At 65.6% G+C, this 24,574-nt stretch carries 18 protein-coding genes and 1 pseudogene; 9 read left to right on the top strand and 10 right to left on the bottom strand.

Annotated elements, in window-relative coordinates; all coding sequences use genetic code 11:
* Window positions 1-20 precede the first annotated feature (20 nt).
* From ACQPW1_RS29670 to ACQPW1_RS29645, 6 genes are all read left to right on the top strand, one after another.
* The gene (locus ACQPW1_RS29670; protein ID WP_433655077.1) at window positions 21-1,259 is read left to right on the top strand and encodes an ATP-grasp domain-containing protein; all 1,239 of its coding nucleotides are present in this window, start codon (window positions 21-23) and stop codon (window positions 1,257-1,259) included.
* Entirely contained in the window at window positions 1,259-5,083 is a 3,825-nt protein-coding gene (locus ACQPW1_RS29665) for an amino acid adenylation domain-containing protein (RefSeq protein ID WP_433655076.1), read from the top strand. Before ACQPW1_RS29670 ends, ACQPW1_RS29665 begins: the two co-directional genes overlap by 1 nt.
* Window positions 5,080-5,691: a thioesterase II family protein gene (locus ACQPW1_RS29660; RefSeq protein WP_433655075.1), complete on the top strand. Its 612-nt coding sequence runs from the start codon at window positions 5,080-5,082 to the stop codon at window positions 5,689-5,691. The genes ACQPW1_RS29665 and ACQPW1_RS29660 overlap by 4 nt, the downstream gene beginning before the upstream one ends.
* Entirely contained in the window at window positions 5,688-6,860 is a 1,173-nt protein-coding gene (locus tag ACQPW1_RS29655; protein ID WP_433655074.1) for an MFS transporter, read from the top strand. The genes ACQPW1_RS29660 and ACQPW1_RS29655 overlap by 4 nt, the downstream gene beginning before the upstream one ends.
* A gap of 394 nt (window positions 6,861-7,254) precedes the next feature.
* On the top strand, window positions 7,255-8,754 hold the full coding sequence (locus ACQPW1_RS29650; protein ID WP_433665364.1) for an ATP-binding protein: 1,500 nt from the start codon (window positions 7,255-7,257) through the stop codon (window positions 8,752-8,754).
* A gap of 26 nt (window positions 8,755-8,780) precedes the next feature.
* Window positions 8,781-9,221 (top strand): response regulator, encoded by a 441-nt coding sequence (locus tag ACQPW1_RS29645; RefSeq protein WP_433665363.1) that lies wholly within the window; start codon window positions 8,781-8,783, stop codon window positions 9,219-9,221.
* 173 nt (window positions 9,222-9,394) lie between these two features.
* On the opposite strand, the gene tnpC is transcribed toward ACQPW1_RS29645, so the two are convergent.
* On the bottom strand, window positions 9,395-10,786 hold the full coding sequence (gene tnpC / locus ACQPW1_RS29640) for an IS66 family transposase (RefSeq protein WP_433655073.1): 1,392 nt from the start codon (window positions 10,784-10,786) through the stop codon (window positions 9,395-9,397).
* Window positions 10,787-11,679: 893 nt separating this feature from the next.
* Here tnpC and ACQPW1_RS29635 point away from each other — a divergent pair.
* Window positions 11,680-12,799 (top strand): annotated as a pseudogene (locus ACQPW1_RS29635) (IS630 family transposase).
* Window positions 12,800-12,846: 47 nt separating this feature from the next.
* Here the strand turns inward: ACQPW1_RS29635 and ACQPW1_RS29630 are convergent.
* The 7 genes from ACQPW1_RS29630 to ACQPW1_RS29600 all read right to left on the bottom strand — a co-directional run bounded on the left by ACQPW1_RS29630 (window position 12,847) and on the right by ACQPW1_RS29600 (window position 20,450).
* Window positions 12,847-13,728, bottom strand: coding sequence for a formylglycine-generating enzyme family protein (locus ACQPW1_RS29630; protein ID WP_433655072.1), 882 nt, complete (start codon window positions 13,726-13,728; stop codon window positions 12,847-12,849).
* Window positions 13,725-15,059 (bottom strand): MFS transporter, encoded by a 1,335-nt coding sequence (locus ACQPW1_RS29625; protein WP_433655071.1) that lies wholly within the window; start codon window positions 15,057-15,059, stop codon window positions 13,725-13,727. Before ACQPW1_RS29625 ends, ACQPW1_RS29630 begins: the two co-directional genes overlap by 4 nt.
* Window positions 15,060-15,092: 33 nt before the next feature.
* Window positions 15,093-16,865, bottom strand: coding sequence for a sulfatase-like hydrolase/transferase (locus tag ACQPW1_RS29620; RefSeq protein ID WP_433655070.1), 1,773 nt, complete (start codon window positions 16,863-16,865; stop codon window positions 15,093-15,095).
* Window positions 16,865-18,082: an FAD-dependent oxidoreductase gene (locus ACQPW1_RS29615; protein WP_433655069.1), complete on the bottom strand. Its 1,218-nt coding sequence runs from the start codon at window positions 18,080-18,082 to the stop codon at window positions 16,865-16,867. Before ACQPW1_RS29615 ends, ACQPW1_RS29620 begins: the two co-directional genes overlap by 1 nt.
* Entirely contained in the window at window positions 18,079-18,648 is a 570-nt protein-coding gene (locus ACQPW1_RS29610) for a DUF6790 family protein (protein WP_433655068.1), read from the bottom strand. The genes ACQPW1_RS29615 and ACQPW1_RS29610 overlap by 4 nt, the downstream gene beginning before the upstream one ends.
* Before the next feature lie 507 nt (window positions 18,649-19,155).
* Window positions 19,156-19,320 (bottom strand): hypothetical protein, encoded by a 165-nt coding sequence (locus ACQPW1_RS29605; protein WP_433654852.1) that lies wholly within the window; start codon window positions 19,318-19,320, stop codon window positions 19,156-19,158.
* Window positions 19,317-20,450 carry an IS701 family transposase gene (locus tag ACQPW1_RS29600; RefSeq protein ID WP_433654850.1) on the bottom strand — a complete coding sequence of 378 codons (1,134 nt, stop codon included), beginning with the start codon at window positions 20,448-20,450 and terminating at the stop codon, window positions 19,317-19,319. The genes ACQPW1_RS29605 and ACQPW1_RS29600 overlap by 4 nt, the downstream gene beginning before the upstream one ends.
* Window positions 20,451-21,333: 883 nt before the next feature.
* On the opposite strand from ACQPW1_RS29600, the gene ACQPW1_RS29595 reads away from it, so the two are divergent.
* Window positions 21,334-22,110, top strand: a complete 777-nt coding sequence (locus tag ACQPW1_RS29595) for a transposase family protein (RefSeq protein WP_433655067.1) — start codon at window positions 21,334-21,336, stop codon at window positions 22,108-22,110.
* Here ACQPW1_RS29595 and ACQPW1_RS29590 read toward each other — a convergent pair.
* Both ACQPW1_RS29590 and ACQPW1_RS29585 read right to left on the bottom strand, forming a co-directional pair.
* Complete coding sequence (locus ACQPW1_RS29590; protein WP_433655066.1) at window positions 22,072-22,527, bottom strand: hypothetical protein; 456 nt, start codon at window positions 22,525-22,527, stop codon at window positions 22,072-22,074. The genes ACQPW1_RS29595 and ACQPW1_RS29590 overlap by 39 nt on opposite strands.
* 620 nt (window positions 22,528-23,147) lie before the next feature.
* Window positions 23,148-23,831: a GAP family protein gene (locus tag ACQPW1_RS29585; RefSeq protein WP_433655065.1), complete on the bottom strand. Its 684-nt coding sequence runs from the start codon at window positions 23,829-23,831 to the stop codon at window positions 23,148-23,150.
* A 226-nt stretch (window positions 23,832-24,057) separates the two neighbouring features.
* Here ACQPW1_RS29585 and ACQPW1_RS29580 point away from each other — a divergent pair, with 226 nt between their 5' ends.
* On the top strand, window positions 24,058-24,561 hold the full coding sequence (locus tag ACQPW1_RS29580; RefSeq protein WP_433655064.1) for a GrpB family protein: 504 nt from the start codon (window positions 24,058-24,060) through the stop codon (window positions 24,559-24,561).
* Window positions 24,562-24,574 lie beyond the last annotated feature (13 nt).

Raw genomic sequence — 24,574 nt, 5'->3', positions numbered from 1 at the left:
GACCGAGGAAAGAGCGCGTTATGAGCACTGATCGTCCAGCTGTCGTGTTGGTGGATCCGACTCGCAATGGTGCGGGCTACAAGACGGCCGCCCGCGACCTGGGGTTCACCGTCGTCTCGCTGTACACGTGCGAATACACGACCGCCGCACCGGATCACGCCGACGGAGACGACCTGACTTTCTACGCGCGCGACCCGGATCAGGCAGTGCGGGTGCTGACCGAAGCCGGATTGTCGATCCGGGCGATCGTGCCGGCGATGGAGGTGAGCACGCATCTCGCGGACCGGATCGCACAGCTGCTCGCGTTGCCGGGCAACGATCACTCGCTGGCCTGGGCGCGGCGCAACAAGGCGGCCATGCGCGAACATGCGCGCGCCGTCGGCCTGCGCATTCCGGAATTTCGCCTGGTGCATTCCGCGGCCGAAATCGTCTCGGCGGCTGCCGATATCGGCTTCCCGGCGATACTGAAGCCCACCGCGAGCGCCGGTTCCCGGGGCGTGACACTGTTGCCCGACGCCGAGGCAGTAGCGGACCTCGATCACCTCGAAACCCTCGATGCCTTCGACGTGCCCATCTCGGAATGGTTGGTGGAGCGCTACATTCGGGGCCGCGAGATCTCGGCGAACTACTACAGCTTCGAGGGCGAGCACCGCCTGGTCGACATGTGGGAATACCTGCAGCCCGACGATCGCGACTACGACTTCCCGATCTGGGACAACCTGCAGCTCGACGACACGCACCCCGAGTGGCACCGCGTCGACGAGTACGTGCGGACCGTCCTCGACGCCTTCGGTATCGAGCGCGGCCCCAGCCACGTCGAGGTCAAGTGTGCGGCGGACGGCATCTACCTGATGGAGATCGCCGCCCGCCTGCCGGGCGGTCCGATGGTCGGAATGTGGCTCGAGCACAGTGAGTTCCGTCCTTTCCACGACTCGATCCGGTGTTTTCTCGGCGCGCGTCCGCTGCTGTTCGACGCGCCGGTCGAGTTCACCGCCCGATGCGGTGCCCTCGCGATCCACAACGAGGAGGGCCCCGGCACCTTGATCGCCATCCACGGACTCGACGTGGTGCGCGACCTGCCCGGCATCGACGAGGTGCTGGTGGACTGTCGACCCGGTGACCACGTCCCGGTCACCAGGGACGATCTCACGATCCCGCTCGGATTCTACGTGTCGGGCGCGGACAGCGACGAGGTGTTGCGCACCCTCGCGACCATCCGCGCCGAGGTGTCGCTGGAAATCGCGCACGGGCAGGCATGATGACTCGGTTCACGGTGGCCCAACGGCGCTTGCGCGGTGAGGTGCGAGACCTGCTTTCCCGCAACAATATTCGGGCGGAGCTGGCCGGGTTGGGCAGCGCGGCCGAGGGGAGCCCCGAGCGTCATCCTCGGCTGCTGTATCGGCAGCTCGGCGCGGGCCGCTTGATCGCGCCGCACTGGCCGGTGCGCTACGGCGGCCGCGGGCTGGGGTGGGTGGAGGCGGGTATCGTCGCCGAAGAGCTTGCCCTGCACGGCGTGCCGGACACCGTGATCGTCAACGGGATCTACAACGTGGGGCAGGTCGTGTTGCTCGCAGGCACGCCGGCCCAACGACAGCGCGTGCTGCCCGGACTCGCCTCGGGGCGCAGTCTGGCCACCGCACTGCTCACCGAGCCAGAGGCGGGTTCGGACCTGGCCTCACTGCGCAGCGTGGCGACCAAGACAGCGACCGGGTGGCTGCTGAGCGGGACCAAGGTGTGGAACGCCAAGGCGCATCTGGCCGACCTGGCGATCTGCGCGGCCCGCACCGGCGAGGGCGACGGTTACGCGGGACTCAGCCTCTTCCTTGTTCCGCTGCACGCCAACGAGATTCGGACCACCGCGTTGGACACGATCAACGTCGAGACGCTGTACGAGGTCACCTTCGATCGGCTGCCGGTCGATGACGATCAGTTGCTCGGCCGGGTCGGGGAAGGGTGGCCACTGCTGGTCGGCGCGCTGACCTTGGAACGAGCCGGGCTCGGCTATCACGGGCGTGCCCGCCGGTGGCTCAACGCATCGGTCGAGCACCTGCGGCAGATCGACGGGCCCCTCGGCGTCGAGACCGACCATCGAATGTCAGGGCTGGCGCGCCGAACCCAGGCCGGTCGCGAACTGGCATGGCATGCGGTGCGGGTCCTGGCCGCGCAGGGAACCGAGGCCGCCGCGGTGCCTGCCGCGGTCGCGAAATGGTTCAACACCGAACTCGCCGCCGATATCGTCGACCATGCTCGTTCGGTCGACGGGGAGCTGTCCGGCGGTGCGGCGGAGTCGAGTTTGGTTGCGGCGCAGCGGGAAGCGGTGGGTCTCACCCTTGCGGCAGGTACCTCGGAAATGATGCTCTCGATCATCCAGGCGAACCTGCGCGGGCTACTCGGGGGCCCGGCCGACGGTGCCGCGCAACCGGCCGGAGTGCGAGACCTGTTGGGGGCGTTGCGATCCGCCTATCGGCTCGGTGACGCCGGGTCCGCGTCGCCCGATCTCGGCCGAGTGGCGCTAGGGCGCCTCGACGCCGAACGTGCGATCGGCGCGGGAACCGAAGTGCTGGTCGCGGCGGTGGAACACGGGTACGACAGCCCGTTGCGGCCCGGCCCGCTCAAGGTCGAAAGCCGACTCGGCGGCGGGTGGTCCGTCCGGGGGACCCGCTGGGCGCAGGCTGGTGGCGACGGCACCGGGCCGATCGAATTGCTGCTCCCGCTGGTGCTCGACGATTCGACGATCACGGTCGCGGTGGTACCGGCGACACGGACCGGCGTTGTCGTCGAGCCGGCGTGGGTGCCGGAGTCGCCGGTGTCGTGTCGAATTCAGCTCAACGATGTGCGGATCGAGCCGGGTGACGTGCTGCGGTCGTCCGACTATCCGGCGGCCCTCGCGCACGCCCGGCTGGTCGCCGCGGGGTATCTGCTCGGCGGCTGTCGCCGGATGCTGCGTACGGCATTGGAACGGACCGACTCTCGCCACCAATTCGGGCGTCCGCTGTCGGCGAACCAGTCGGTCGGGCACGCCTTGGCCGCCGCGTGGGCACGGACTCAGGGCGCCTGGCTGCTGACCGAACGACTGGCGGCGGATCTGAACGATGGTGTCGTCGCCCCCGAAGAGGTTGTCGGCGCCGTAGTCCTCGCGGCCGAGGCGACCGCCGAGGTGACCCGGCTCGCGACGCGGGTGTGCGGTGCCCACGGCCTCCTACGCCGGGGGCCGATCCAGGACTTCGCTCGCCTCGCGCGGTATCCCGCCGCGGCGCTCGGCGCGCTCGCTGCCATGCGCGCCGAGGCCGCCGACGGCACGGTGACGCTGCCGATCGATGCGGCCGAAACTGTTGATGCCGTTGTAGATTCGATGACATTCGCCGCGAACACTCCGGAATACCGGCTCGTCGAACGACAGGCGCGGCGGACGCCGACCGCGGTCGCACTCGTCTGCGGTGGCGAGCAGGTGGCCTACGCGGACCTGAACGCTCGAGCCAATCGCGTCGCGCACGCCCTGCGCGAATACGGCGTCGGACCGGACGTACCGGTCGGCGTCTGCGTGGAGCGGTCGGTCGATCTGGTGGTGGCGGTGCTCGGTGTGCTCAAATCCGGCGGCGCCTACGTGCCGCTCGATCCGGCGCATCCGCCGAATCGCCTGCGCGACATGATCGATGACGCCGACCCGGCCGTCGTGGTCACGCACGACTGGATGCGTGAGTGGCTGTCCGACGAACGCCTGCTGCTCTGCCTGGATACCGACGAATCGTTGCCGGCGCAGCCGGTCACCGACCTGCCCGATACGCCGCACCCCGGCAACCTCATGTACCTCATGTACACCTCGGGATCGACCGGGCGGCCGAAGGGCGTGATGGTGTCGCACGCGGCCATCGCCAACCGAATGGCTTGGGACCGGGCGACATTCGCACTGTCCGACGCCGACGCGGTGCTGCAGCTGACGTCCATGAGCTTCGACCCGTCGGTCTGGGAGATCTTCGCGGCACTCACCAACGGTGCCCGCCTGATCATCCTGCCGCCGAAGGCCAACCTCGATCCGCGGGCCGTGGTCGACGTCGTGCTGGCCGAGCGGGTGACCGCGCTGACGGCGGTACCGTCGCAGCTCGCGCTGTTGACCGAGCAGCAACCCGGTCTGCTGGACTGTCCGTCGCTGCGGTACGTGTTCTGCGGCGGGGATGTCCTCCCGGAAGCGCTGGCCCGGCGGTTTCCGCCGGACCGGTCGCCCACGCTCTACAACATGTACGGCCCGACCGAGGCCGCGATCGACGCCACCGCGTGGCGATCCGGGCGATTCGAGGGGTCGGTGCCGATCGGGTATCCCATCGACGGAGTGTCGGCGTTCGTGCGGGACGGCGAGCTGAACGAGGTCGGCGACGGGGAGGTCGGCGAATTGTGGATCGGCGGAGACGGATTGGCCAGGGGCTATTGGGGCCGACCGGCTGAGACCGCCGACGCCTTCCGGCCCGATCCAGCGGGTGCGCCGGGCTCGCGCGTCTACCGCACCGGGGATCGGGTGCGGCGCACGGCGGGCGGCCTGGAGTTCCTCGGCCGGATCGATCGTCAGGCGAAGATTCGCGGGCACCGCGTCGAGCCCGCGGAGGTCGAGGTCGCACTCCGGCGGTTGCTCGACCTCGCCGAGGTCGCGGTGGTCGCGGTGCACGGGCGGCTGTGCGCGTTCGTGGTCGGCCCGGCGGACGTCGACGTGCACGAGCTGCGCGCGCGGCTGCGCGGACGACTTCCGGATCACCTCATGCCTGCCCGCCTGGAGTCTGTCCCGGAACTTGTCCGTGGTCCGTCGGGGAAGGTCGACTACGCGCGACTGCGCGACCTGGCCGACCCGCCGATCGATCGGCCTCCGACGGGTAGTCCCGTCGATCGAGCGGAAGCTTTGACTCGACTTGTCGCGGAACTGCTCGGGCTCGCGGAGGTCACAGTGCACGACGAATTCTTCGCGCTGGGTGGGGATTCGCTGAGCGCCGCGCAATTGGTCACGCGGGCGACGCGAGACCTGAAGCTGCCGCTGACCCTGGACATGCTGCTGGACGCACCGGCACTGGGCGAACTCGTCGCCATGGCCGGCGCATGAGTGCGGCGAGCATCAGGCTCCTGTGTTTCCCCGCGGCCGGTGGCTACGGCGCACCGTATCGGGCGTGGCGCACGATGCTGCCCCCCGAGGTGGACGTTCATCCGATGGACCTCCCCGAGGGCTGCGCCGACGTGGATTCCCTTCTCGCGGCACTTGATTCGTCCGTCGTGGCCCTGGCCGATCGCCCGACGGTGCTGTTCGGCCACAGCTTCGGCGGTCTGGTGGCGTACGAACTGGCGCAGCGCCTCCGCGATGGCCTGCCGCTGGTCCGCCTCGCGGTCTCCGCCAGTGCGCCACCGCATCTCGCTGCCGTGGCGCGCGGCGCTTTCGTTGCCGACTCGGCTCGGGTGGCGGCGTGGTTCACGCTGGCCGACGGATACCGTCATCGCCCGCGTCCGGCGTTGGATTGCCCGATCTCGGTCTTCGGCGGGCTGAACGACGTGACCGTGCAACGCGCCGAACTTGCTGCCTGGCAAGAACATACGGTCGGCTCGTTCCGGCTGCGGATGCTGCCCGGCTCGCACGATCTGTTGCGGGAGGGTGGCACGTATGTGGCCCGGGCACTCGCCAGGGATCTCCTGGACGATGCCGGCCAGGCCGCCATATGAAGGCCGCCTATCGAGTGCTGTTCGCCGCGCCGGGCAGCGGCCGGCTGCTGTCGGCCAGTCTGGCGTCGAAGCTGCCCATCAACGCTTTCTCGGTCAGCGCACTACTGCTGTTGTCGCCCCGATACTCCTACGCCGCAGCGGGTTTGGTGATCGCTACGATGCTGGTGGCGAACGCGGCGAGCAGCCCGGCGCGCGGCAGGCTCGCCGATCGGCACCCGGTGCCTGTCGTACTCGGGGTGTGTCTCGTCGGCTACCTGATCGGCATCGGCGGACTCTGTGTCTGCGCGGCGGCCCGGCTGTCCCTCGGGCTCGTGCTGGCCTCGGCCGCGTTGATCGGGTTGTCGTTTCCGCCGGTGAGCATCCTGTTGCGCGGCCACTGGGTGGCGATCGCGGGGGAGGGGGGCCTCACCGCGGCGAATTCGGTGGAGTCCGCGCTGATGGACCTGACGCTCATCACCGGGCCTGCGCTGGCCGCCTGGCTGAGCGTCTCGGTCTCGCCGTTCGCGCCCTTCGTCGCGACCAGCGCGCTGATGGCGGTCGCGGTGGTATTGATGTCGACGGTGCGTGTCGGCCCGCACGCGCCGACGGAGCACACCGGCGATTGGGCCGGGCCGCTGCGGGTTCGGCCGCTGCGCCGGGTACTCGGCGCACTGCTGTTCTTCTCCGCGGCACTCTCGGTGATCGAGGTGGTGCTGCCCATCTATGCTCAGGAACACCACGTCAGCGGATACAGCGGCGGATTCCTCGCGGCCCTTTCGGTGGGCAGCATCGTCGGCGCGTTGGTGCTCGGTCCGATGTCCTCGCCGAGGCGACCGATACTGCCTGCACTACTCGGCCTGTTCGTCGTCGGCGCGTTGGTGCTCGGGTTCGCAATGACCATCGGGCCGATCGCGGTGCTGTTCATTTGTCCGCTGGCGGGATTGGCGATCGGAAGCACGTTCACCCACCTGTACACGGCGGTATGGACGGTGGGACCGGACGGCTATGCGAACGAAACGCAGGGTTGGGCGACCAGCCTCACAACGACCGGTTTCGCAGCCGGATCCGCCGCCGGTGCCGCGGTCGTCGGACTCACGGGTGCACCGACCTTCGTAGTACTGACTGCACCCGCGGCTCTGGTCGCGGCTGCACTGGTCCTCCGCAGTACACCCATACCAGTCATCCGTTAGGGGACCAGCTCATGGCAGGTCTACACGGAGGGGGAATCAGCAGCGGCCGGTCTGTCACAGGGAACGACAGTGCGCCGCCCTGCATTGGTCACGGATGAGTTCGGATCGACCGGGACCGGTTAGTATTTCGATACTTCGCGGTCCAGCAAACGGCTGTTGAGTGCGATGACGCGCGCCTAGGTGCGCCTGTGTCTGGATTCGGAGGTTTCTCTGTGGAGAGCCCGCGCTCCCCGCTTCTACTCCCCGTTGTGCGGTGGATCGACGCTGCAGCGGTGTCAATGTGCTCATCGGTGATTGGTCGACAACGGGTGCAACAGTGACAACCCGACCGGACCGCGAGCGCGGGGTCGGGCGCTTCACCGTGCAAACGTGGTTTCAGCTGGTTTTGGGCGTGATGGGGATCGTGGTCGTGCTCGCCGCAGCCGCGGGCGCGCAGGTGATCACGAACACCACCAACGCGACCGACCGAGTGCTCAACCAAACTCAGCCCGCCTTGCTGCAGGCCACCCGCTTGCAGAACGCGCTGATCAATCAGGAAACCGGCGTCCGCGGTTACGCCCTCACCGGTGATCGGCAGTTCCTCGAGCCCTACTCCGACGGGCTAGCGGAACAGGCCCGCGCCGCCGATCAAATCCGCGCCCTCGTGGCCGGATCCCCCGCACTGCTCGCAAACTTGGACGCAGTGCAGCGTGCCGCGGACAACTGGCGTTCCAACTATGCGCGCAACTCTGACGCCGGACCTGCGGCGTTGACCGCTACCTCAGCGCAGGGCAAGGCGCTCTTCGACGAACTGCGCACCCATTTCGATACGCAGGGCACCGATCTGTCCGCGGCGATCGCCGCGGACCGGCGCGCACTCGAACATGCCCGCTCCCTGCGCAACTGGGTACTCGCGCTCATGGTCGCACTCGCGCTGCTGACCGGGGCGATACTGACCGTGCTGGCACGTCGCCTTGTCGCCCGGCCACTCTCGGCCTTGGCGTCGGCATCGCTACGAGTGGCCGACGGGGATTTCGATCACCACATCGACATCGCAGGCCCGGCCGATGTCGCCACGGTCGCCGACACGGTGGAGCGGATGCGCCGAAGGGTGGTGTCGGAGCTGGCGTCCTCACGCGCGCAGGAAGCGGTTCTGTCGCAACAGAAGACAGAGCTCGACCTTCAGGCCGAGGAACTGCGGCGCTCCAATACCGAACTCGAACAGTTCGCCTACGTCGCCTCACACGACTTGCAGGAACCTTTGCGGAAGGTCGCCTCGTTCTGCCAGCTGCTGGACAAACGCTACGGCGACCAGCTCGACGAGCGCGGCAAGCAATACATCGACTTCGCCGTCGACGGCGCCAAACGCATGCAGGTCTTGATCAACGATCTGCTCACCTTCTCCCGGGTCGGGCGAGTCGCCGAAGCTACTACCCGGGTCGATTTGCGTGCCTCGCTGGATACCGCGGTAAGCAACCTCTCCTCAGTTGTCGAGGAGACCGGCACCCGGCTGGAGTTGCCCGCCCAGATGCCCGAGGCTGTGGGCGATGCGACGTTGCTGACGATGTTGTGGCAGAACCTGATTGCCAACGCCATCAAATTCCATGCCCCCGACCGTATCCCGTTCGTCCGAGTGGATTGTGAACTCGACACCGCATCGGGGATGTGGGGTATGTCGGTGACCGACAACGGGATCGGCATCGCGCCTGAGTTCACCGAGCAGGTGTTCATCATCTTTCAGCGCCTGCACAGTCGAGAAGAATACGGCGGCACCGGAATCGGTCTCGCCGTGTGCCGCAAGATTGTCGAGTACCACGGCGGCAAGATCTGGGTCGACACCGCGCACACTGAAGGAACCCGGTTCCGGTTCACCTTGCCCGTCGTCTCCGAGGACGACCCCGCTAACCTGGCCTAGCCGGCCGTTGAAGGAGTTCTGCTGTGATGATCTCTACCCGACCCGTCGATATCCTGCTCGTCGAAGACGACCCCGGCGACGAACTCATGACCCGGGAAGCGTTCGAAGAGCACAACATCGCCAGCAACCTTCATGTCGCGCGGGACGGGCAGGAAGCCCTGGATTTCCTTTTCCGCCAAGGCGATCACCTCGACGCCCCGCGCCCGGACCTGGTGCTGCTGGATCTGAATCTGCCCAAATACAACGGCAGGCAGATCCTGGCGAAGATCCGCGCCGATGACGAGCTGTCCGACATGCCGGTGGTCATCCTGAGCACCTCCTCGGCCGAGGACGACGTGCTGAGCAGCTACCGGCTGTTCGCCAACGCCTACGTCACCAAACCCGCCGACCTCGACCAATTCACCTCCGCCATCAAGCAAATCGACGAATTCTTCGCCCAACTTGCCCGTCTGCCTCGTCGCAGATAACTACCGTCCCCGCCACGACCAAGAACCCGGTAATCGGACCGGTACTGTCGGAGATCAACGCTGGCAAATGAACCGCGAAGTCGCTGTTACCGGTTTGGCCTGCCACCCGTGAAGGGAACCGATGGACGCTCGCACGTCACTGCCGAACCCACTCGAGTTCGACTTGTAACCATTCAGGCTGTGGCTGGGTTCCAAGGGTTTCCGCTGATGGTGGCGTGGAGACCATCCAGGATGGGGGCGCCGTTTTTGCGCATGGTGGAGATGTAGCTGCGGATTCGCAGCCACGCTCGTGCCCCGTCGCTCGAGCGATGGCAGCCTGAGATCTTCAGCTGGGTTTTGACGGGTCGAAGATCGCGCTCGGCCTGATTATTTGTGAAGCCGACCTGCAAGTCGCGGGCGAAGCGCAACACCTCGTCCTCGCGGGACTTCAACCTGGTCAACAGGTTCCGGGTCTTGGACTGTTTCAGGCCGGCGCGACGGGGATTATCGGACAACCCGCACAACACCGCATGGCGCCACCGGTGCAGCAGTGGGTCGAGGACCTCGGCCGCGATGGCCGACCGGCCCAGCGCTCGTGCCTGGTGGGCGGCGGTGTTGAGCCCGTACAACGCGTCCAGCGCCGCGGTGGGCCAGGCGTTGGACGGATCGGCCTCACCGGCGGCGACCAACTCTCGCGCGATGTGCGCCCCGCACAAGGCGTGGACGGCGCCAGCGTAGTCCTTGCCGTCATACACCGACAGCGAATCATGCACGCACACACCGGTATAGCCGGGCAGGATCCCGAATTCATCCACCGCGACCCGTCCCCGGGACTTGTGCAGGAAATAGGCGGTCAACGTCGCGGTCGAGGCCACGTGCAGCCACATCTTCGAGCCGTTGACATTGATCGAGGTCTCATCCACATGCAGCAGATACGCCGCCATCAACTGCGCCCGGATCAACGCGTCGGTGTCGGCAAGTGCCTCACCGGTCGCGGCGATCACCGAACTGATCCACCCCGTCGACGGCCGCGCCCCGGTCACATCCGCGATCAACTCCGCGGCCCGCGCCACCGGAACATGCTGATATACCACGAGATAGCAAGCCAACGCCCGAAGATTCGGGCCGTACTGAACCGGTGCACTCACCCCGTCCGGGGCCGTCGCCGCGGTGACATGACCGCACCCGCACCGCACCGAGTGCAGGCGGTGCTCGAACACCGACGCCGCGATCACCTCGGGAATGTCGACCACCTGCCGCGCAGCCACTTTCACCGACTCTCGACCAGCCAGACCGCCGCCACAACTACCACACGCACCCGGCACGTAATCGCAGGAATCATCGGCAATCTCTTTGCGACGCAACGTGACACCCTGATCGCCGGACTGCTTGCCCGGCTTACGACCAGCCTTGCGCTGCTGGGCACGAGACAGGCTGCGGTTCAACCGATCACCAGAGGGCGCACGGTTGGAGTTCTTCGAGTTCTGCTTCGACTGCCGCTCGAGCTCAACGATCCTGGCCTGCAACTCCCCGATCAACCGCGCCTGCTCGGCCACAACCATGAGCAGTTGCTCAACAGTGGGCACGGGATCGGACACCCAGCAAGCTGACCAGTTGCCGGGCCCATAGTCAAGCCGCCACACCACTCAAACCATCAGTCGCACAGGCTGAATGGTTACCTTTCCAGGCAAGGGGTTCACGGTAGGGTGAATTTCTATGAGAATCAGAAACCAATACCTAATCCATATTTAAAATAGCCTGAACCACTACGTTCTATTGGTAATATAGAAAGGAATTCCGGTGCGCATAATTCCAGGTGAATTGCCGGTTAGATTCGATCGAAAATTTCATATGAGCTATGTGGGAAGTCATGCGCAGTTGCTGTTTCGTAGTGGTCGGAGTGGTTATCATGGGGGGCAATCCCTCAGGTACGAGTCGGTAGTAGACATTCTATTCAAAAATGTTGCAGCCATTGCAGTAGCGGAGAGCTATGCCTCATTGGAGGTTTCGCTCGCGAATGACACTGAGATGGAAAGATTTCGTCAATTCATGAACTGCGAGATAGGGGACCGTAATCTCTATTCCCTGCGGGGTGGAACTATAGCTGGATACGTGCTTGCCGGTGCTCTGTACTGGGTCGATGACCCAGCAGGTTCCGTAGATGAATCCAGTATAATTGTCGAAACTCCGCAACGCTCTGAGAATATGGTGGTTATGGGTCATAAATGACAAATATTCGCCTCATGTAAGGCAAGGGTGATTGGAATTGGACGGCCTTAACTCTTTGGTTAGCCTGGATTTTTCACGAAATGTGATGCCCGGAGGTGTGTGAAAACGCGAAAGTGCCTGCCCTGCAATGCATAATGGGACTTCTCTAGGGTTTCATGACCTGGACGGGCTGAAGCTAGTGTCCTGCGCCTGAAATTCGTTCAATTTATTCCGGGATGTGTTGGTGGGGGCGTAGGTTCGGTGCGTGGTGATGGGGCGACCGAAGTCCGAATTGGTGCTCAGTGATGAGGAGCGGGCGGCGTTGACCCGTGGTGCGCGCGCGGCGAGTTCGTCGCAGGCGTATGCGCTACGATGCCGAATCGTGCTCGCCTGCGCCGAGCCCGCTCCCAACACCGAAGTCGCTGTGCGGCTTGGGGTTTCGGCACCGACGGTGGGTAAGTGGCGGTCACGGTTCGTTGCCTCGCGGTTGGCTGGTTTGGCCGATGAGCAGCGGCCGGGTCGGCCGCCGTCGATTCTGCTCGACCAGGTCGAAGAGGTCCTCACCGACACGTTGGCGTCGAGACCGGTGAACGCGACGCACTGGTCGCGGGCCTCGATGGCAGCCCACAGCGGATTGTCGAAATCGACGATCGGGCGGATCTGGCGCAGGTTCGACCTCAAACCGCATATCCAGGACGGATTCAAGCTCTCGACCGATCCGCTGTTCGTGGAGAAAGTCGTCGATGTTGTTGGCCTGTACCACAATCCGCCCGAGCGGGCCGTGGTGCTGTGCGTGGACGAGAAGAGCCAGATCCAGGCACTGGACCGTTCCCAGCCAGTATCGCCGACGATGCCGGGCATGCCCGAAAGGACGCACCCATGACTACCAACGCCACGGCACCACAACACTTTTCGCCGCATTCAACGTCGCCGACGGCACCGTGATCGGCGAGCTGCGCCGACGTCACCGCGCAGCCCAGTACAAGAAGTTTCTGGTCGCCATCGACAAGGCGGTGCCGGCCGAGTTGGACGTGCACATCGTGTGCGACAACCTCGCCACCCACAAAACCCCGGCCGTCTACCAGTGGCTGGCACGACACCCGCGCTTTCACCTGCACTTCACCCCGACCGGCTCCTCCTGGCTCAACCAGGTCGAACGCTGGTTCGCCTACCTCACCGACCAACTCCTGCGTCGCGGCGTGCACACCAGCGTCCAATCACTCGAACGCCAGGTAAACGCATGGATCACCACATGGAACGACAACCCAAAACCGTTCGTATGGAAGAAGACCGCCGAGGAAATCCTCAACTCCCTGGCGAAATATCTTCAACGAATTTCAGGCGCAGGACACTACGCGGCCTTTCGATTGTGGGCCGCGGGATTCCAGTAGCAGTTGGGTCTGCTGGTTGGTCGGAGTGGACCCAGTAGGCGGCTGGCTCACAAGGTGGCGGCGGTGCGGAAGCCGGCGTTGCCCATGGTGGAATCCGGGGTGTTCGAGGATCGGGCGGCGGTGCGGTATCTGGTGCAGTAGCTGTCGTGGCAGAGGTATGAGCCGCCGCGCAGGACTCGCGAATGTCCGGTTGCGGGGCCTTGCGGATCGCGAACGTGGCCCGCTCGGGCGTCGTGGGTGTAGGTGTTGGGGGAGAAGTGGTCGGCGCACCACTCCCAGACGTTTCCGGCTGTTTGCCAGAGTCCGTACCCGTTGGGACGGTAGGTGCGCACCGGTGCGGTGGTGTGGAATTCGTTCTCCTGCATGGTGGTTGGGAAGGTGCCCGACCAGATGTTCGCCCGCCACCGGCCGCCGGCATCCGGTGGTTCGTCACCCCACGGATAGCGGGCCCCGGGCAGGCCACCGCGCGCAGCGAATTCCCACTCCGCTTCGGTCGGGAGTCGACGGCCGGCCCAGTCGCAGTAGGCGACGGCGTCGTGCCAGGAGACCTGCACGACCGGATGATCGCCACGGTCGTCGATGCCGGAATGCCGTCCCTGTGGGTGCCGCCAGTTCGCTCCCCGTACCCCTATCCACCAGGGCGTACCCGTGGTGGGGCGGATGAGTTCTGTCTCGTCGGCGGCCAGCACGAGGTGGAACACGGCGGAGTACCCGAACTTTTCCGCGTCGGTTTCGTACCCGGTCTGTTCGACGAAGGTCGCGAAGGCGGCATTGGTGACGGTGGTCGTGTCGATCGTGAACGGCGAGAGTTCCACGGTGTGTACGGGTGTCTCCCCGTCGGCGTGGAATCCGTCGCGGTGTGGGTCACCCATCGCGAAGGTCCCGCCGGGCAGGTCTGCCTGTTCGATCGGGTGCCGGGCGGGGTTCATCCGGCCGCCGCGGGTCGGGCTTGCTCGATCAAGAGGGCGCGTTGCCGTTCGACATCGCGGGGATAGGTGCGATAGAGAAGGGTGCAGAAGGCGGCGTTGACGAGCATGAGAATGCCTGGGATCCAGAGCATTACGCCGCGTAGGCCGATCACATCGGTGAGCAGGCCGGCGGCGAGGTTGAACAGTGCGTAGGCGAGGGCTTCGAACACTGACAGCAGGAGCGCGAAGGCGGCGCCACGCATTTCGGGCGGTACGACGGCGGCCACGATGGGCCGGTTCACCCCGGGGTTGAGGCCCTGCATGAAGCCGAGCACCGCCCAGAATCCGGCGAAGACTTCGATGCCACCCCAGTCGTGCTGGGTACCCACCACCGCGACGACACCGAAGCCGAGCTGGGCGAACTGCAGGACGATGATACGGCCGATCCTGGGCAGCCGGCTTTGCAGGAAGTCGGTGGCCAGGCTGCCGCCGAAGGTGCCGAGCAGATAGCCGATGCCGAAGGGCAGGGTGACGATGGACGCGACCGCGGTGGTAAAGCCGTAGGTGTGGACCAGGAAGACGATGCCGAAGCTCATGATCAGCAGGTGACCCGAGATGAGCCGCTGGATCAGCATCAGGACGAAGGTGGGGATCCGGAGCATCTGCCGGACCTTGGTCCAGGTGATCCGGCTGTCCTCGGCCTGCCGGGCGGTCGGCGTGGCGATCTCGCTGGCGCCGACGGCGGGGTCGGTGAAGAACACGGCCAGCAGCACGGCGGTGAGCACGGTGACGGCACCCCAGGCGAAGAATCCGTAACGCCAGCCGTCGGGCACGCGGGACAACTGCCCGATGACCGGTCCGAGCACCGAGCCGAGGAGCGAGATCGCGCCCCAGGTGTAACCATTGGCGCGACCGCGCGCGGCATCGTCGAACAGATCGGCGGTGATTTCGCTGGCGATCGGCAGTGCCGCGGCGATGAACACGGCCGACACTCCGTACAGGACGATGAGCTGGGTGTAGCTCTGCGCGAGACCGGTTGCGGCGGTGGCGATTCCGGCGAGTCCGGAGGCCACGGCGAACGCGATCTTGCGGTTGGTCCTGCGCGCGACCCACGCCCACAGCGGCCCGAAGACGATGCTGATGAACTTCCCGATGGAGGTCAGGTAGCCGACCGCGGCCGCGGGCGCGGCCACCGCCTGGACGATGACCGGGGCGAGGGTGCTGAGCACACTTGATTCGTTGTTGTCGGCCCAGAGCGGAGCGACGACGAGGGCGAGTTTGCGCCAGCGGCCGGGGACGATCACCGGGGTGCCGGTGGTTGCCGGGGACGCCGGTATGACGATGTCTGTCAACGGAATACCTCACTGAGGGTGGTGGGGGACCGGTCAGCTTTCGGCCAGTGCCCGATCGAGCTGGTGCAGGGTTCGCCTGGTCAGCACCGGGGTGAAATCGGCCAGGTCCAGAAGGGTGACCGAGCTGGTCTGCTCGGCAATGCGGGTGATCGCGGGTCCGAGCGCGGCCTCGACGATCGCGCGGGCGCCCGCGGTGGCGAGGAGTTCGGTGATCGGCGTGTTCACCCCCGGTCGCCCGGTGGGGAAGTCCGCCGGAATCGGTAGCGGGGCAACGGCTTCCTGGTAAGCGCGCAGTTGAGTCCGGGCCAGTAGGTGCCGGGAATCGGCGGGCCCCTCGACGGGAAGTCCGAGGCGGGTGAACTGGGAATCCGGCGCGTTGTTCGCCCGCATGAGTTCCAGCAAGAGGTCGATCATCCGCAGTTCGAGGTCGTCGTCGATCATCGGATTCGCTTGGCGGGGATCGCTTTCCAGATCGAACAGGGCCGTGCCGAAATCGAACGGGTCGCCGACGGCGAACCCGGGGACGCGCAGCACCGGGACGTTCTTGGTGAACGGGAGCGGGCCGACCAACTGTGCGTTCTCCAGTTCGGCCGGGGTGAAACGGGATGCCATGTGCGTGGGCATCAGCGTGTGCTCGAACAGCGGCGCGTTGCCCGGCGCGGCCGGAGCCCGCAGGTACACGTACCGCCCGTCGGTGACATTGACGTGCCCGCCGAAGATCCCGAACAACGCCCCCGCTCGGTGCTTGCCCGGCACCGGGTCGCGCAGCAGCGCAAGCAGGGACCGGCCTTGCATATCCGCGGTCGGCTGGAGACCGAAGAAGTCCAGCAGGGTGGGGCCGAAGTCGATGGTCTGAACCAGTTCCCGGCAGGTGCCTGCTTTCGTCCGGGCCACCGGATCCCAGACGAACAGTGGCGTGTGGATGTTCTCGTCGTACCAGGGCTGTACGTTCTTGCCCCACCAGCCGTGCTCGCCGAGCAGGAACCCGTGGTCGGTGCAGACGATCAGCAGTGTGTCGTCCCACAGGTCGAGCTCGTCGAAGACGTCGAGGACGCGACCCAGCGACGCGTCGCACATCGTCAGCAGCGCGGCGTACTCGGCCCGCGCACGGTCCACGGTTTCCGGATCTTCGGCCACTCGCTTGTAGTCGGGCCACGCCGGTGACTGCCCCGCCGCGTCCAGCGCGGGATAGTGGCGCTGGAATTCACGGTGGGAGAAGTAAGGTTCGTGCGGGTCGAAGCACTCGATCTGCAGGAACCACGCGTCCTCGGCGTGATTGGTGCGGAGGAACTCGAGGCCGGCGTGCACCGTCCGGATCTGCGGGTGATCGGCCGGTTCGGTCAGGTACTGCCGGTTGACGAGATCCTGCCGCCACAGCTGGTTTCGGACCCGGCGCGGGCTCTGCGGTTGCGGTGGATCGGCGACCTGCCCCTTCCACGCGTCGCCCTCCTGCCCGCGGAAGAACTCGAAGGTGCGGAATCGGCTGTGGTATGTCGCTCCGCCGTCCTCCCAGTAGTGCGGATGGTCGGTGACCAGATGCGAGTAGACCCCCGCCGCGGACAGCAACTCCGGCACGGAGTCGTCGAAGGGTTCCAAGGGGCCCCAGGAACGGTGCAGGAAGTTGTGGCGGCCGGTGTGCATCTCGCGGCGGGCGGGCATGCACGGCATCGAGCCGCCGTAGCAGTTGTCGAATCGCACGGTGTGCGCGGCGAGCCGGGTGAAGTTCGGGGCGTGTACCCAATCGGCACTGTAGGGCGGCAGGAACCGGCGGTTGAGGCTGTCGAACAGCACCAGGACCGTGCGCATCAGTTGCCCGCCTCGGATGGTGCGGCCATCGAGGGCGCAGCTGTGTCTCCGGCCGCGGTCTCGGGCGTCCAGGAGAACGTGTCGCGCAACGAATTCAGGTACGAGGAGCGCGGTGTCAGCCACACGAGGGTGTTCCGGAACGCGACCTTCAGCGGATTGCGCCATTGCGCGACCCGCCCGGCCGCAGCGGAGGCCCGCGCCAGTTGCTGGGTGCGGCCACGCCGCGCCAGGTCGTAGTCGGCTATCACGGATTCCACGGTGGACTCGGTGGTGGCGAGCGCGTTCAGCGTCGCGGCGTCCTCCAGCGCCTGTGCCGCGCCCTGCCCGAGGTCGGGGGTGATCGCGTGCGCGGCGTCACCGAGCAGGATTACCCGGCCGGTTGCGTAGCTGGGCAGCGGTGTTTCGAGGGAGTAGATGTCGTGTCGCAGTAGCGATTTCAGGGGGGTGGCGGCGATCAGGCGGGGGATCGGGTCGTGCCAGTCGCGGAAGAGTCGCGCGACCGTGTCGATGTTCGCGTGGGCGTGGGAGTTCGGTGGGGCCGACAGCGTGGCGTACCAGTAGACCCGTCCATCGGTGAGCGGCATGACGCCGAATCGCCGACCCCGCCCCCAGCTTTCGATCAACGAGCGGCCCACTTCGATGTCGGCGGCGGCCTCGGCGGGTACCACGCCGCGCCAGGCGAGGTACCCGGCGTAGACCGGTCCCGGATGGTCGGGAAACAGCCGAGCCCGTGTCGGACTGGCGATGCCGTCCGCGGCGACGATGAGTTCCGCACCGAGCGTTGCGGTTTCGCCGGTGGGACGCCGGAACGTCACGGCGCCCGCGTCGGGATCCACCTCGGTGACCTGGTGGCCGGTGCGCAGGTTGGTATGCCGCAGCGCCCCGATCAGCACGGCGTGTGCGTCGGCCCGGTGCAGCATGTACCCGGAGACACCGAACCGGCGGACGACCTCGGTGACATCGCCGCGCAACAGCCACCTCCCCGATGCGGTCCGAATCCCCGTGGCGCCCCGCGCGGCGTCCAGCGACCGGAGCTCTTCGGCCAGTCCCAGCCAGTTCAGCGCTCGCACCGCGTTGGGTGCCAGCATCAACCCGGCGCCGACCGGGCGGAACTGCTCCGCCCGTTCCAGCACCGTCACCCGCCAGCCGGCGCGCTCGAGGCCGAGTGCCGCGCTCAACCCGCCGATTCCGCCGCCGATCACGATTGCCGTGTTCATGCCCGCCTGCTCCCGGCTGCGTGCGATGAGTCACTCATGCTGCTGGACAACAGCGTTGACGTCCCAGGCTGCTGTGTGGACAGTCGTTGGGCGCGGTAGGCGAGGGCGATCATGACCGCGGGGAACAGCAGATCGCAGACCAGAACGCCACCGGTGTTGCCGGGAGCGTGGTCACCGTGGGCGAACCACTGGTAGACGTGGCCGATCAGCGCGCCCCACAAAAACATTCCGGCTCCCAGACCGATCGTGATCCGCTCACGAGCCGAGGCCGAGACCGCACGGAAACCCATGACCGCAAGTCCGAGGTTGGCGAAGGCGATCTCGAACTGGAACGGGGTCGAGTCGAAACCGATCGCGGTGGCCATGACCTCCGGAACCGTGAGGAACGTGAACGTCATCCACAGGCTGCCGAAGCCGAGCGCGACCACAGCCCACCACCGCTGCCAGGTCTCCAACGCGGCTGCGCGAGAAGGACTATGTCGGGTAGCGACGAGCGCGCCGACGACCGCGACCAGCGGCCAGAACAAAGGGACTGAGGTCTGGGCGAGGTAAGCCATGCTGTTCATACCTTGAGTCTTGCATAGTTAATATTAACTACGCAAGACTCCTGCGTGGTCCGAATCCTGGATGGCGGTTCCGCCTGAAAGATCTTCTCCGCCATCGGTATCCGCTCCGCGTCGTTGCGCGATGGTTGGGCCCCGCATCAGGCCCATGGCAGCGGCCGGGCAGATCGACCACGCGATCCAGCCGCGCTGTCCGGGTCGACGACGTAGTGCCGCGTGGATCCCCCACCCGGCGGTGCCCCGCTCCCGCCCGCTACGCGGTGGGAATAGGGGCGAGGTAGAACCGCGTCGCCGCGATCCGCCTGTCCCGGATGATCATGATGGCGGTTCTCCTAGGACGGCCGGTACGCCATCGGGCCCGGTACCCGTCATCTCCCACTCCGACCACAGCTCGCCTTCGGACTCGGCCCGGCGCAGCACCCGGGCCTCGATGTCCGGGATGCGGGCCAGGATGCCCCGCCAGTTGGTGGGGTGGGGCGGGGATCCGGTCTGTTAATACTGCAACGACACTCAGTTGAGGGGGTGTCCGCGGCGTCGGTAGTGGGAGAGGCGGGCTTGGTATTGGCGGCGGCGTCGCCATCTCGACCAGGCCCAGGTGTGATCGGTGTCATGGTGGCGGGTGAGGACGAGTGCGACGAGTAGTCGGCGGATCTCCGGTAGTGTCAGCGCGATCATGCCTTCGTCGTGGTCGACGAGTCCCCTTTTGCGGCAATGGCTTTGGACGCGGCCAGCCAGGCCAGGGCGAGCATCGACAGGGTGATGTGGGCGTACCAGGCCCGCCAGGATCGGACCTGGTAGTGGTCGAGTCCGGCCTCGCCCTTGGCTTGTTGGAACGCTTCCTCGATGTGCCAGCGAGACCCGGCCGTGAAGGCCAGATCGACCAGCCGCGCCGAGGCTGGGCCGTAGCAGAGGTAGTAGGCGATCTCGGTCGGGTTGCTGATGCTGCGCCGCGCCAGCAGCCAGTGCCCGCGCCCACCTGCCCAGGTGCCCTCGATCTGGCGGCGCGCCCAGTCGAATTCCCGGGGCCCGTGCGCGCCGGCACCGACCGAGAGCCGCTGCCACGTCGAAGCCTTGAACTCGGCGACCAGGGCGTCAGCGCGGGCACTGCGGTCGGCGCGGGTGGTGATCTGCTGATCGCATCGGGTGGCCATCACATAGAACACGTCACGTTCTTCGAGCCAGTCACGCAGGTAACCAGCCTGGCCGTAGGCTTCGTCGGCGGTGAACCATCGAAACGGCACCCCGGCGGCGAGTATCCGCTCCAGCATGGCGATCACCTGCCGCGGTTTGGTGGCGAACTCGACCTCGTCAGGGATGCCCGCGCCCCGGCAGCGGTCACGGTCACCGGTCCACGACTGGGGCAGATACAGTTCCCGATCGATCAACGCGTGCCCGTGCGTGGACGCATACGCCAGAAACACTCCGATCTGGCAGTTCTCGGTGCGTCCGGCCGTTCCCGAGTACTGCCGTTGCACCCCAGCCGATTTCACACCCTTCTTCAGGAACCCGGTCTCATCGGCTGCCAGCACCGCCTCCGGATCACCGAGATGTTCGATGACGTAATCACGCACGTCGTCGCGCACACCCTCGACATCCCAGTCCGCCTTCCGCAACAACCGCTGCATCCCCTGTGGGCCTGCCTCCCCGGCATGCTCGGCCACGGTCCACCCGTTCTTGCGTTCCAGACCCGCGACCAGCCCCGACACATATTCACCCGCCCGAGCACGCGGCTCAGACCGCGTGAACCGGGCCCCGATCCTGCTCATCAACGAATCAAACTCCGCCACAACACGATCCAACACCACACAACAGAACTACCAGCAACTACTCAACTGAGTGTCGTTGCAGTATTAAGTCTCAGTTGATCCTGACCACGTACTTGCCCCGCCCGCCTCCAGCACCCGAACTACATCCTCGCCGCCTATATGGCCTCGGGCACATGACAACTCAACGCGCGCACATGCCGATTACAGGATGTCAACCCGATGCGATCGGAGGGCGGATTGGCAGCCTCCGGCATTCACATATCCGGTAGCTGAATAGCGGACGTTCCTCGGACAACCAACGGGGTGACGTAGGGACGTCACCCCGTTGAGTGCGGTTGCTGCGGTTCTGTTCTGATGTGTGGTTGTGCAGGTCACCTGCGAGACCACTCATCGGCGGATCCCGTCACCGGCCCCGATCGGAAGATGTTGATGCGGACGAATTTTGAGGTCACCGTAACGGGATGATGATAGGTTGCGGCGCGCCGTTTCGTGTGCTCGCACACGGGCGGGACCTAACCAGTCGATTACACACTCACTTCTTGTCGCCCAGAATCCAGTGTTGCTCCGGTGCATCTGTCTTGCGCTCGGCCATCACCCAACGCTCAGGGTGTTGCACAGGGCCCGCATCCCCGAATGCTGTCCTGTCTTCGTAGGGGGGCTCCCAAGTGAGCACACGCTCAGGATTTCCCTGCTCGAACAGGAAACCGTCCTCGGTCTGCCACACGGTCGCGTTGCTGGCGGTATTGCCGATGAGTTCAACGTACGCAGGCCCGCTGTGATGGGCGCTAGTACTGAGCCTTTTTCATCCTGCTTGATGCGGGACTGCGGGATCTGTTGCCCTGCAAGGTAGTTCGACTGGACGTATGGCGAAGCCCCTGGTAGATCGGTTGTTTACCACAACCTCCGAACACCAAGGGCTTCGATGCTTTTCTACCGTGCCGCGCTGCCGTTGTCACGTCAGACCCTCGACTACGTGGCCGGGGTGATCCGGCGACACCGTGGCGCGATCGGGTCGGTGTGGCGGCGGTTGAACCCGGGCCGGCAGGTGTTGCTGGTGCTGGCTTACCTGCGTAAAGGCGAAACTTTCGGTGATCTGGGAGCCGGGTTCGGGGTGTCGACTACGACGGCGTGGCGGTATGTCGAGGAAACCGTGGAACTGCTGGCCGGGCGTGCTGTGGGTCTGCGGAAGGCGTTGCGGCAAGCCAGGACTGACGGACATGCCTACCTGATCCTGGATGGCACGCTGATCGCTATCGACCGAGTGGCCGCGGATCGGCCGTTCTACTCGGGCAAACACCGCCACCACGGCATGAACGTGCAGGTGATCGCGACACCTGACGGTGACATCGCGTGGGTATCGGGCGCGTTGCCCGGCAGCGTGCACGATCTGAAGGCGGCCTGGATCTGGCGGATCTGCCACGAACTCGAGGCCGCTGGCTGGATCACCTTGGCGGACAAGGGATATCAAGGCGCTACCGCGCTGCTGACCCCGTACAAGGGTAAGAACAAGCCGGAATCCCAGAAGGCCGCCAACCGCGCGCACGCACGACTACGCGGCTGCGGCGAACGAGCCAACGCCCAGCTCAAGAGCTGGCGGGTGCTGCGGAAACTCCGCTGCTGCCCCGACAAAGCCGGACAGCTGGTCAAGGCCATCCACGTGCTACAGGATCGCGAAATCCGGACTGCCCGACAAGGATGAAAAAGGCTCACTGTAGTCAGACCCTACGGTGAGGGCGAGTTCTCCGTCGCTGCCTTCCTTGGCGTTCGCCAAGTGGTTACGCGGTCCGCTGTAGTGGCTTCCGCTGGTGTCGAAATACCACAATTGCTGCTGATCTTTGGTGTTGCAGTCGAACATACCGAGATTGTTGCGACGGTCGTAGAAAATCCAGGCCAGGCACAATCCTGTCTTCTGGTGTTTGATGTGGAACTTTCCTTCGGGAAATCCGTTGTTGGTAGCAGGTTCGGCGCTTCGCGCCACGATGTGGTCGGCCAGCCGGATCGGTGTCGACGACACAGGAGCGGTGATGACGGCCAGCGCGGCAGCCCCCATACCCGCACTGACTACCGTCGCTAACGTGTGTGTCACGACGGCTGAAACAATCCTGAGTACATCCATTGGACAGCGTCCTCCTTCTGATCAGCTCTTGTCTGCTCGCGTGTACTACGCCCGTAGCGACAGTCGAGGGACGCCCGCCGCCACACGCCAGCACGTATTCGTTGCCGCAGCGATTCCGGACCGGACGACACACCCGGGATAGCCAAAAACTGCGGTAGTCGAACTCGATACCAGCGCAGAAGAAGAAAAGGCCCGCTACACCACGAGGCCGACCGTGCCGCTCGACGACCGCGGCTACCTCGCGCTGTACCTGGCGTGACCGGACTACACCCGTGGGAGGCGAGCGAACCTCAACAGCAACGGTGCAACAGCCCGGCACGCTGCGCCGAGCGAGGTCAGAATTCGCGCAACTCGGCGGATGGACTGCCGAGGGTCTGCTGAGCCAATGCGACCGCTGGCAGGAGTGGATGGACGGAACGTACTTCGCCAAGTCCGACCGCCCCGCCTCGACAACCCGGAGCCGCCACCCTCGGCCTTCTAGGCCATCCGGTATTGCCGCGACCCGCGCGTTGGTCGGCCGTCCAAACTAGTTGGCCAACAGCGCTTCCTGGTGCGCGCTCATGCCGAGTTGCGTGCGTTCGCTGGAGATGCGCAATACGTGCGTACCCGCCCGGTTCCTCCTATAGCGACGAGTAGTTCCTGAGCGCGTCCCACACGAGCACGGCGCCGAAGATCAGGAAGAGGATGCGAACCGATATCGTGCCGAAGCGGTTCAGCGCTCGGACTACCGTGCGGTAGAACCGCTGCGCCCCGGCAGAGCGTCGTGTCGCGGTGAACAGCACCACAAGCGGCGGCAAGAGTGCGATCAGGCAATACGCGCCCACGATCAGGGGCCACAGCGCTGGCCGTGGTTCTCGCACTGAGAGCATCGCCAGCGCCGCCAAATACGGGACAGCGGTCGGTGCCTGCACGATGCCAACACCGGCACCTACCAAGCCGAGCAGCGCAGGTCTTCGGCGTGCCTCTATCGCCCAGGACGGCATCGCATCCACCGAGCCACTCGGCAGCCGGATGCCACCGAGAATGAGGAGAATTACGCCGACGACGAGTTCGGCCCAGTATCGAACGGTCGGCGTGATGTCGAAGTCGACCAGATCAGTCAGGAAGCTCAGTCCGAGGACAGTGCAGATGCCGAAAGCGGTTGTGGCGACGAAGATTCCCGCGATGAAGCTCAAAGCTCCCGGGACGGGCGAGCGACGGCTCAGGCGGCTGTCTACGACCACCCCAGCGGTGATCCCTACGTTCAGGACATGTAGGGAATCGAGGAAGGCGAACCCCGCAAGCGCCAGTAAGAAGATCAGCATGACGCAACCGACCCTACGGGAGGTGCCGGTCGATGCCGCCGTCGTGAAGGTCTGCCGGTAGACGCCATCGACGTACCGTTGGAGCTGTCGGGCACTTTAGAGTTGGTCAGCCAGACGCACTGAAATGCCACGTACCGCGTGGGCCGAATAGGCCATCCGGCAGCTGGTCAGCCGCACCGCACCCCCGATGGCGTATCGTATTTCGCCGAGACTTGGGAAGGTGCGCGTGAACGCTCGAGTGGAGATCGCCGAGTACGATCCGCAGTGGCCTATCACCTTCGATGAACTCGCCGGTGAGCTCGCCACCGCGCTCGGATCACTCGCACTGCGCATCGAACACGTTGGTAGCACTGCGGTTCCGGGCCTGACAGCCAAACCGATCATCGACATCGACGTGGTCATCGAGTCCTGGGACCTTCTTCCTGACGTCACCGAGTCATTGTGGCCGCTCGGCTACCAGCACGTAGGGAACCAGGGCATTGCACAGCGGGAAGCATTCATCACTCCGCCCGACCGCCCGGCTCACCATCTCTACGTATGTGCGGCCGACAGCGGTGAACTCGACCGCCACGTCACGTTCCGCAACGCGCTGCGCAACCACCCGGACACTGCCCGCGCCTACGCGCAACTGAAGAAAGACAACGCTCTCCGGTTCGGTGCCGACCGCGTCGCATACACCGAAGCCAAATCCGTGTTTGTTGAGGACGTGCTCACCCGGTCCCGCCTCTGAACACGGCTGTCAG

Origin of the sequence: Nocardia sp. CA-128927, from assembly GCF_050955855.1 — a bacterium.
Taxonomy (GTDB): Bacteria; Actinomycetota; Actinomycetes; order Mycobacteriales; family Mycobacteriaceae; genus Nocardia.
This window is presented reverse-complemented; position numbering and strand designations above follow the sequence as displayed.

What these genes read in the sequence shown, in the direction of transcription:
- ACQPW1_RS29670 (WP_433655077.1), top strand. Translation starts at nt 21, where the DNA reads ATGAGCACTGATCGTCCAGCTGTCGTGTTGGTGGATCCGACTCGCAAT.
- ACQPW1_RS29665 (WP_433655076.1), top strand. Translation starts at nt 1,259, where the DNA reads ATGACTCGGTTCACGGTGGCCCAACGGCGCTTGCGCGGTGAGGTGCGA.
- ACQPW1_RS29660 (WP_433655075.1), top strand. Translation starts at nt 5,080, where the DNA reads ATGAGTGCGGCGAGCATCAGGCTCCTGTGTTTCCCCGCGGCCGGTGGC.
- ACQPW1_RS29655 (WP_433655074.1), top strand. Translation starts at nt 5,688, where the DNA reads ATGAAGGCCGCCTATCGAGTGCTGTTCGCCGCGCCGGGCAGCGGCCGG.
- ACQPW1_RS29650 (WP_433665364.1), top strand. Translation starts at nt 7,255, where the DNA reads ATGGGGATCGTGGTCGTGCTCGCCGCAGCCGCGGGCGCGCAGGTGATC.
- ACQPW1_RS29645 (WP_433665363.1), top strand. Translation starts at nt 8,781, where the DNA reads ATGATCTCTACCCGACCCGTCGATATCCTGCTCGTCGAAGACGACCCC.
- ACQPW1_RS29630 (WP_433655072.1), bottom strand. Translation starts at nt 13,728, where the DNA reads ATGAACCCCGCCCGGCACCCGATCGAACAGGCAGACCTGCCCGGCGGG.
- ACQPW1_RS29620 (WP_433655070.1), bottom strand. Translation starts at nt 16,865, where the DNA reads ATGCGCACGGTCCTGGTGCTGTTCGACAGCCTCAACCGCCGGTTCCTG.
- ACQPW1_RS29615 (WP_433655069.1), bottom strand. Translation starts at nt 18,082, where the DNA reads ATGAACACGGCAATCGTGATCGGCGGCGGAATCGGCGGGTTGAGCGCG.
- ACQPW1_RS29610 (WP_433655068.1), bottom strand. Translation starts at nt 18,648, where the DNA reads ATGAACAGCATGGCTTACCTCGCCCAGACCTCAGTCCCTTTGTTCTGG.
- ACQPW1_RS29605 (WP_433654852.1), bottom strand. Translation starts at nt 19,320, where the DNA reads ATGATCGCGCTGACACTACCGGAGATCCGCCGACTACTCGTCGCACTC.
- ACQPW1_RS29595 (WP_433655067.1), top strand. Translation starts at nt 21,334, where the DNA reads ATGCTTTTCTACCGTGCCGCGCTGCCGTTGTCACGTCAGACCCTCGAC.
- ACQPW1_RS29590 (WP_433655066.1), bottom strand. Translation starts at nt 22,527, where the DNA reads ATGGATGTACTCAGGATTGTTTCAGCCGTCGTGACACACACGTTAGCG.
- ACQPW1_RS29585 (WP_433655065.1), bottom strand. Translation starts at nt 23,831, where the DNA reads ATGCTGATCTTCTTACTGGCGCTTGCGGGGTTCGCCTTCCTCGATTCC.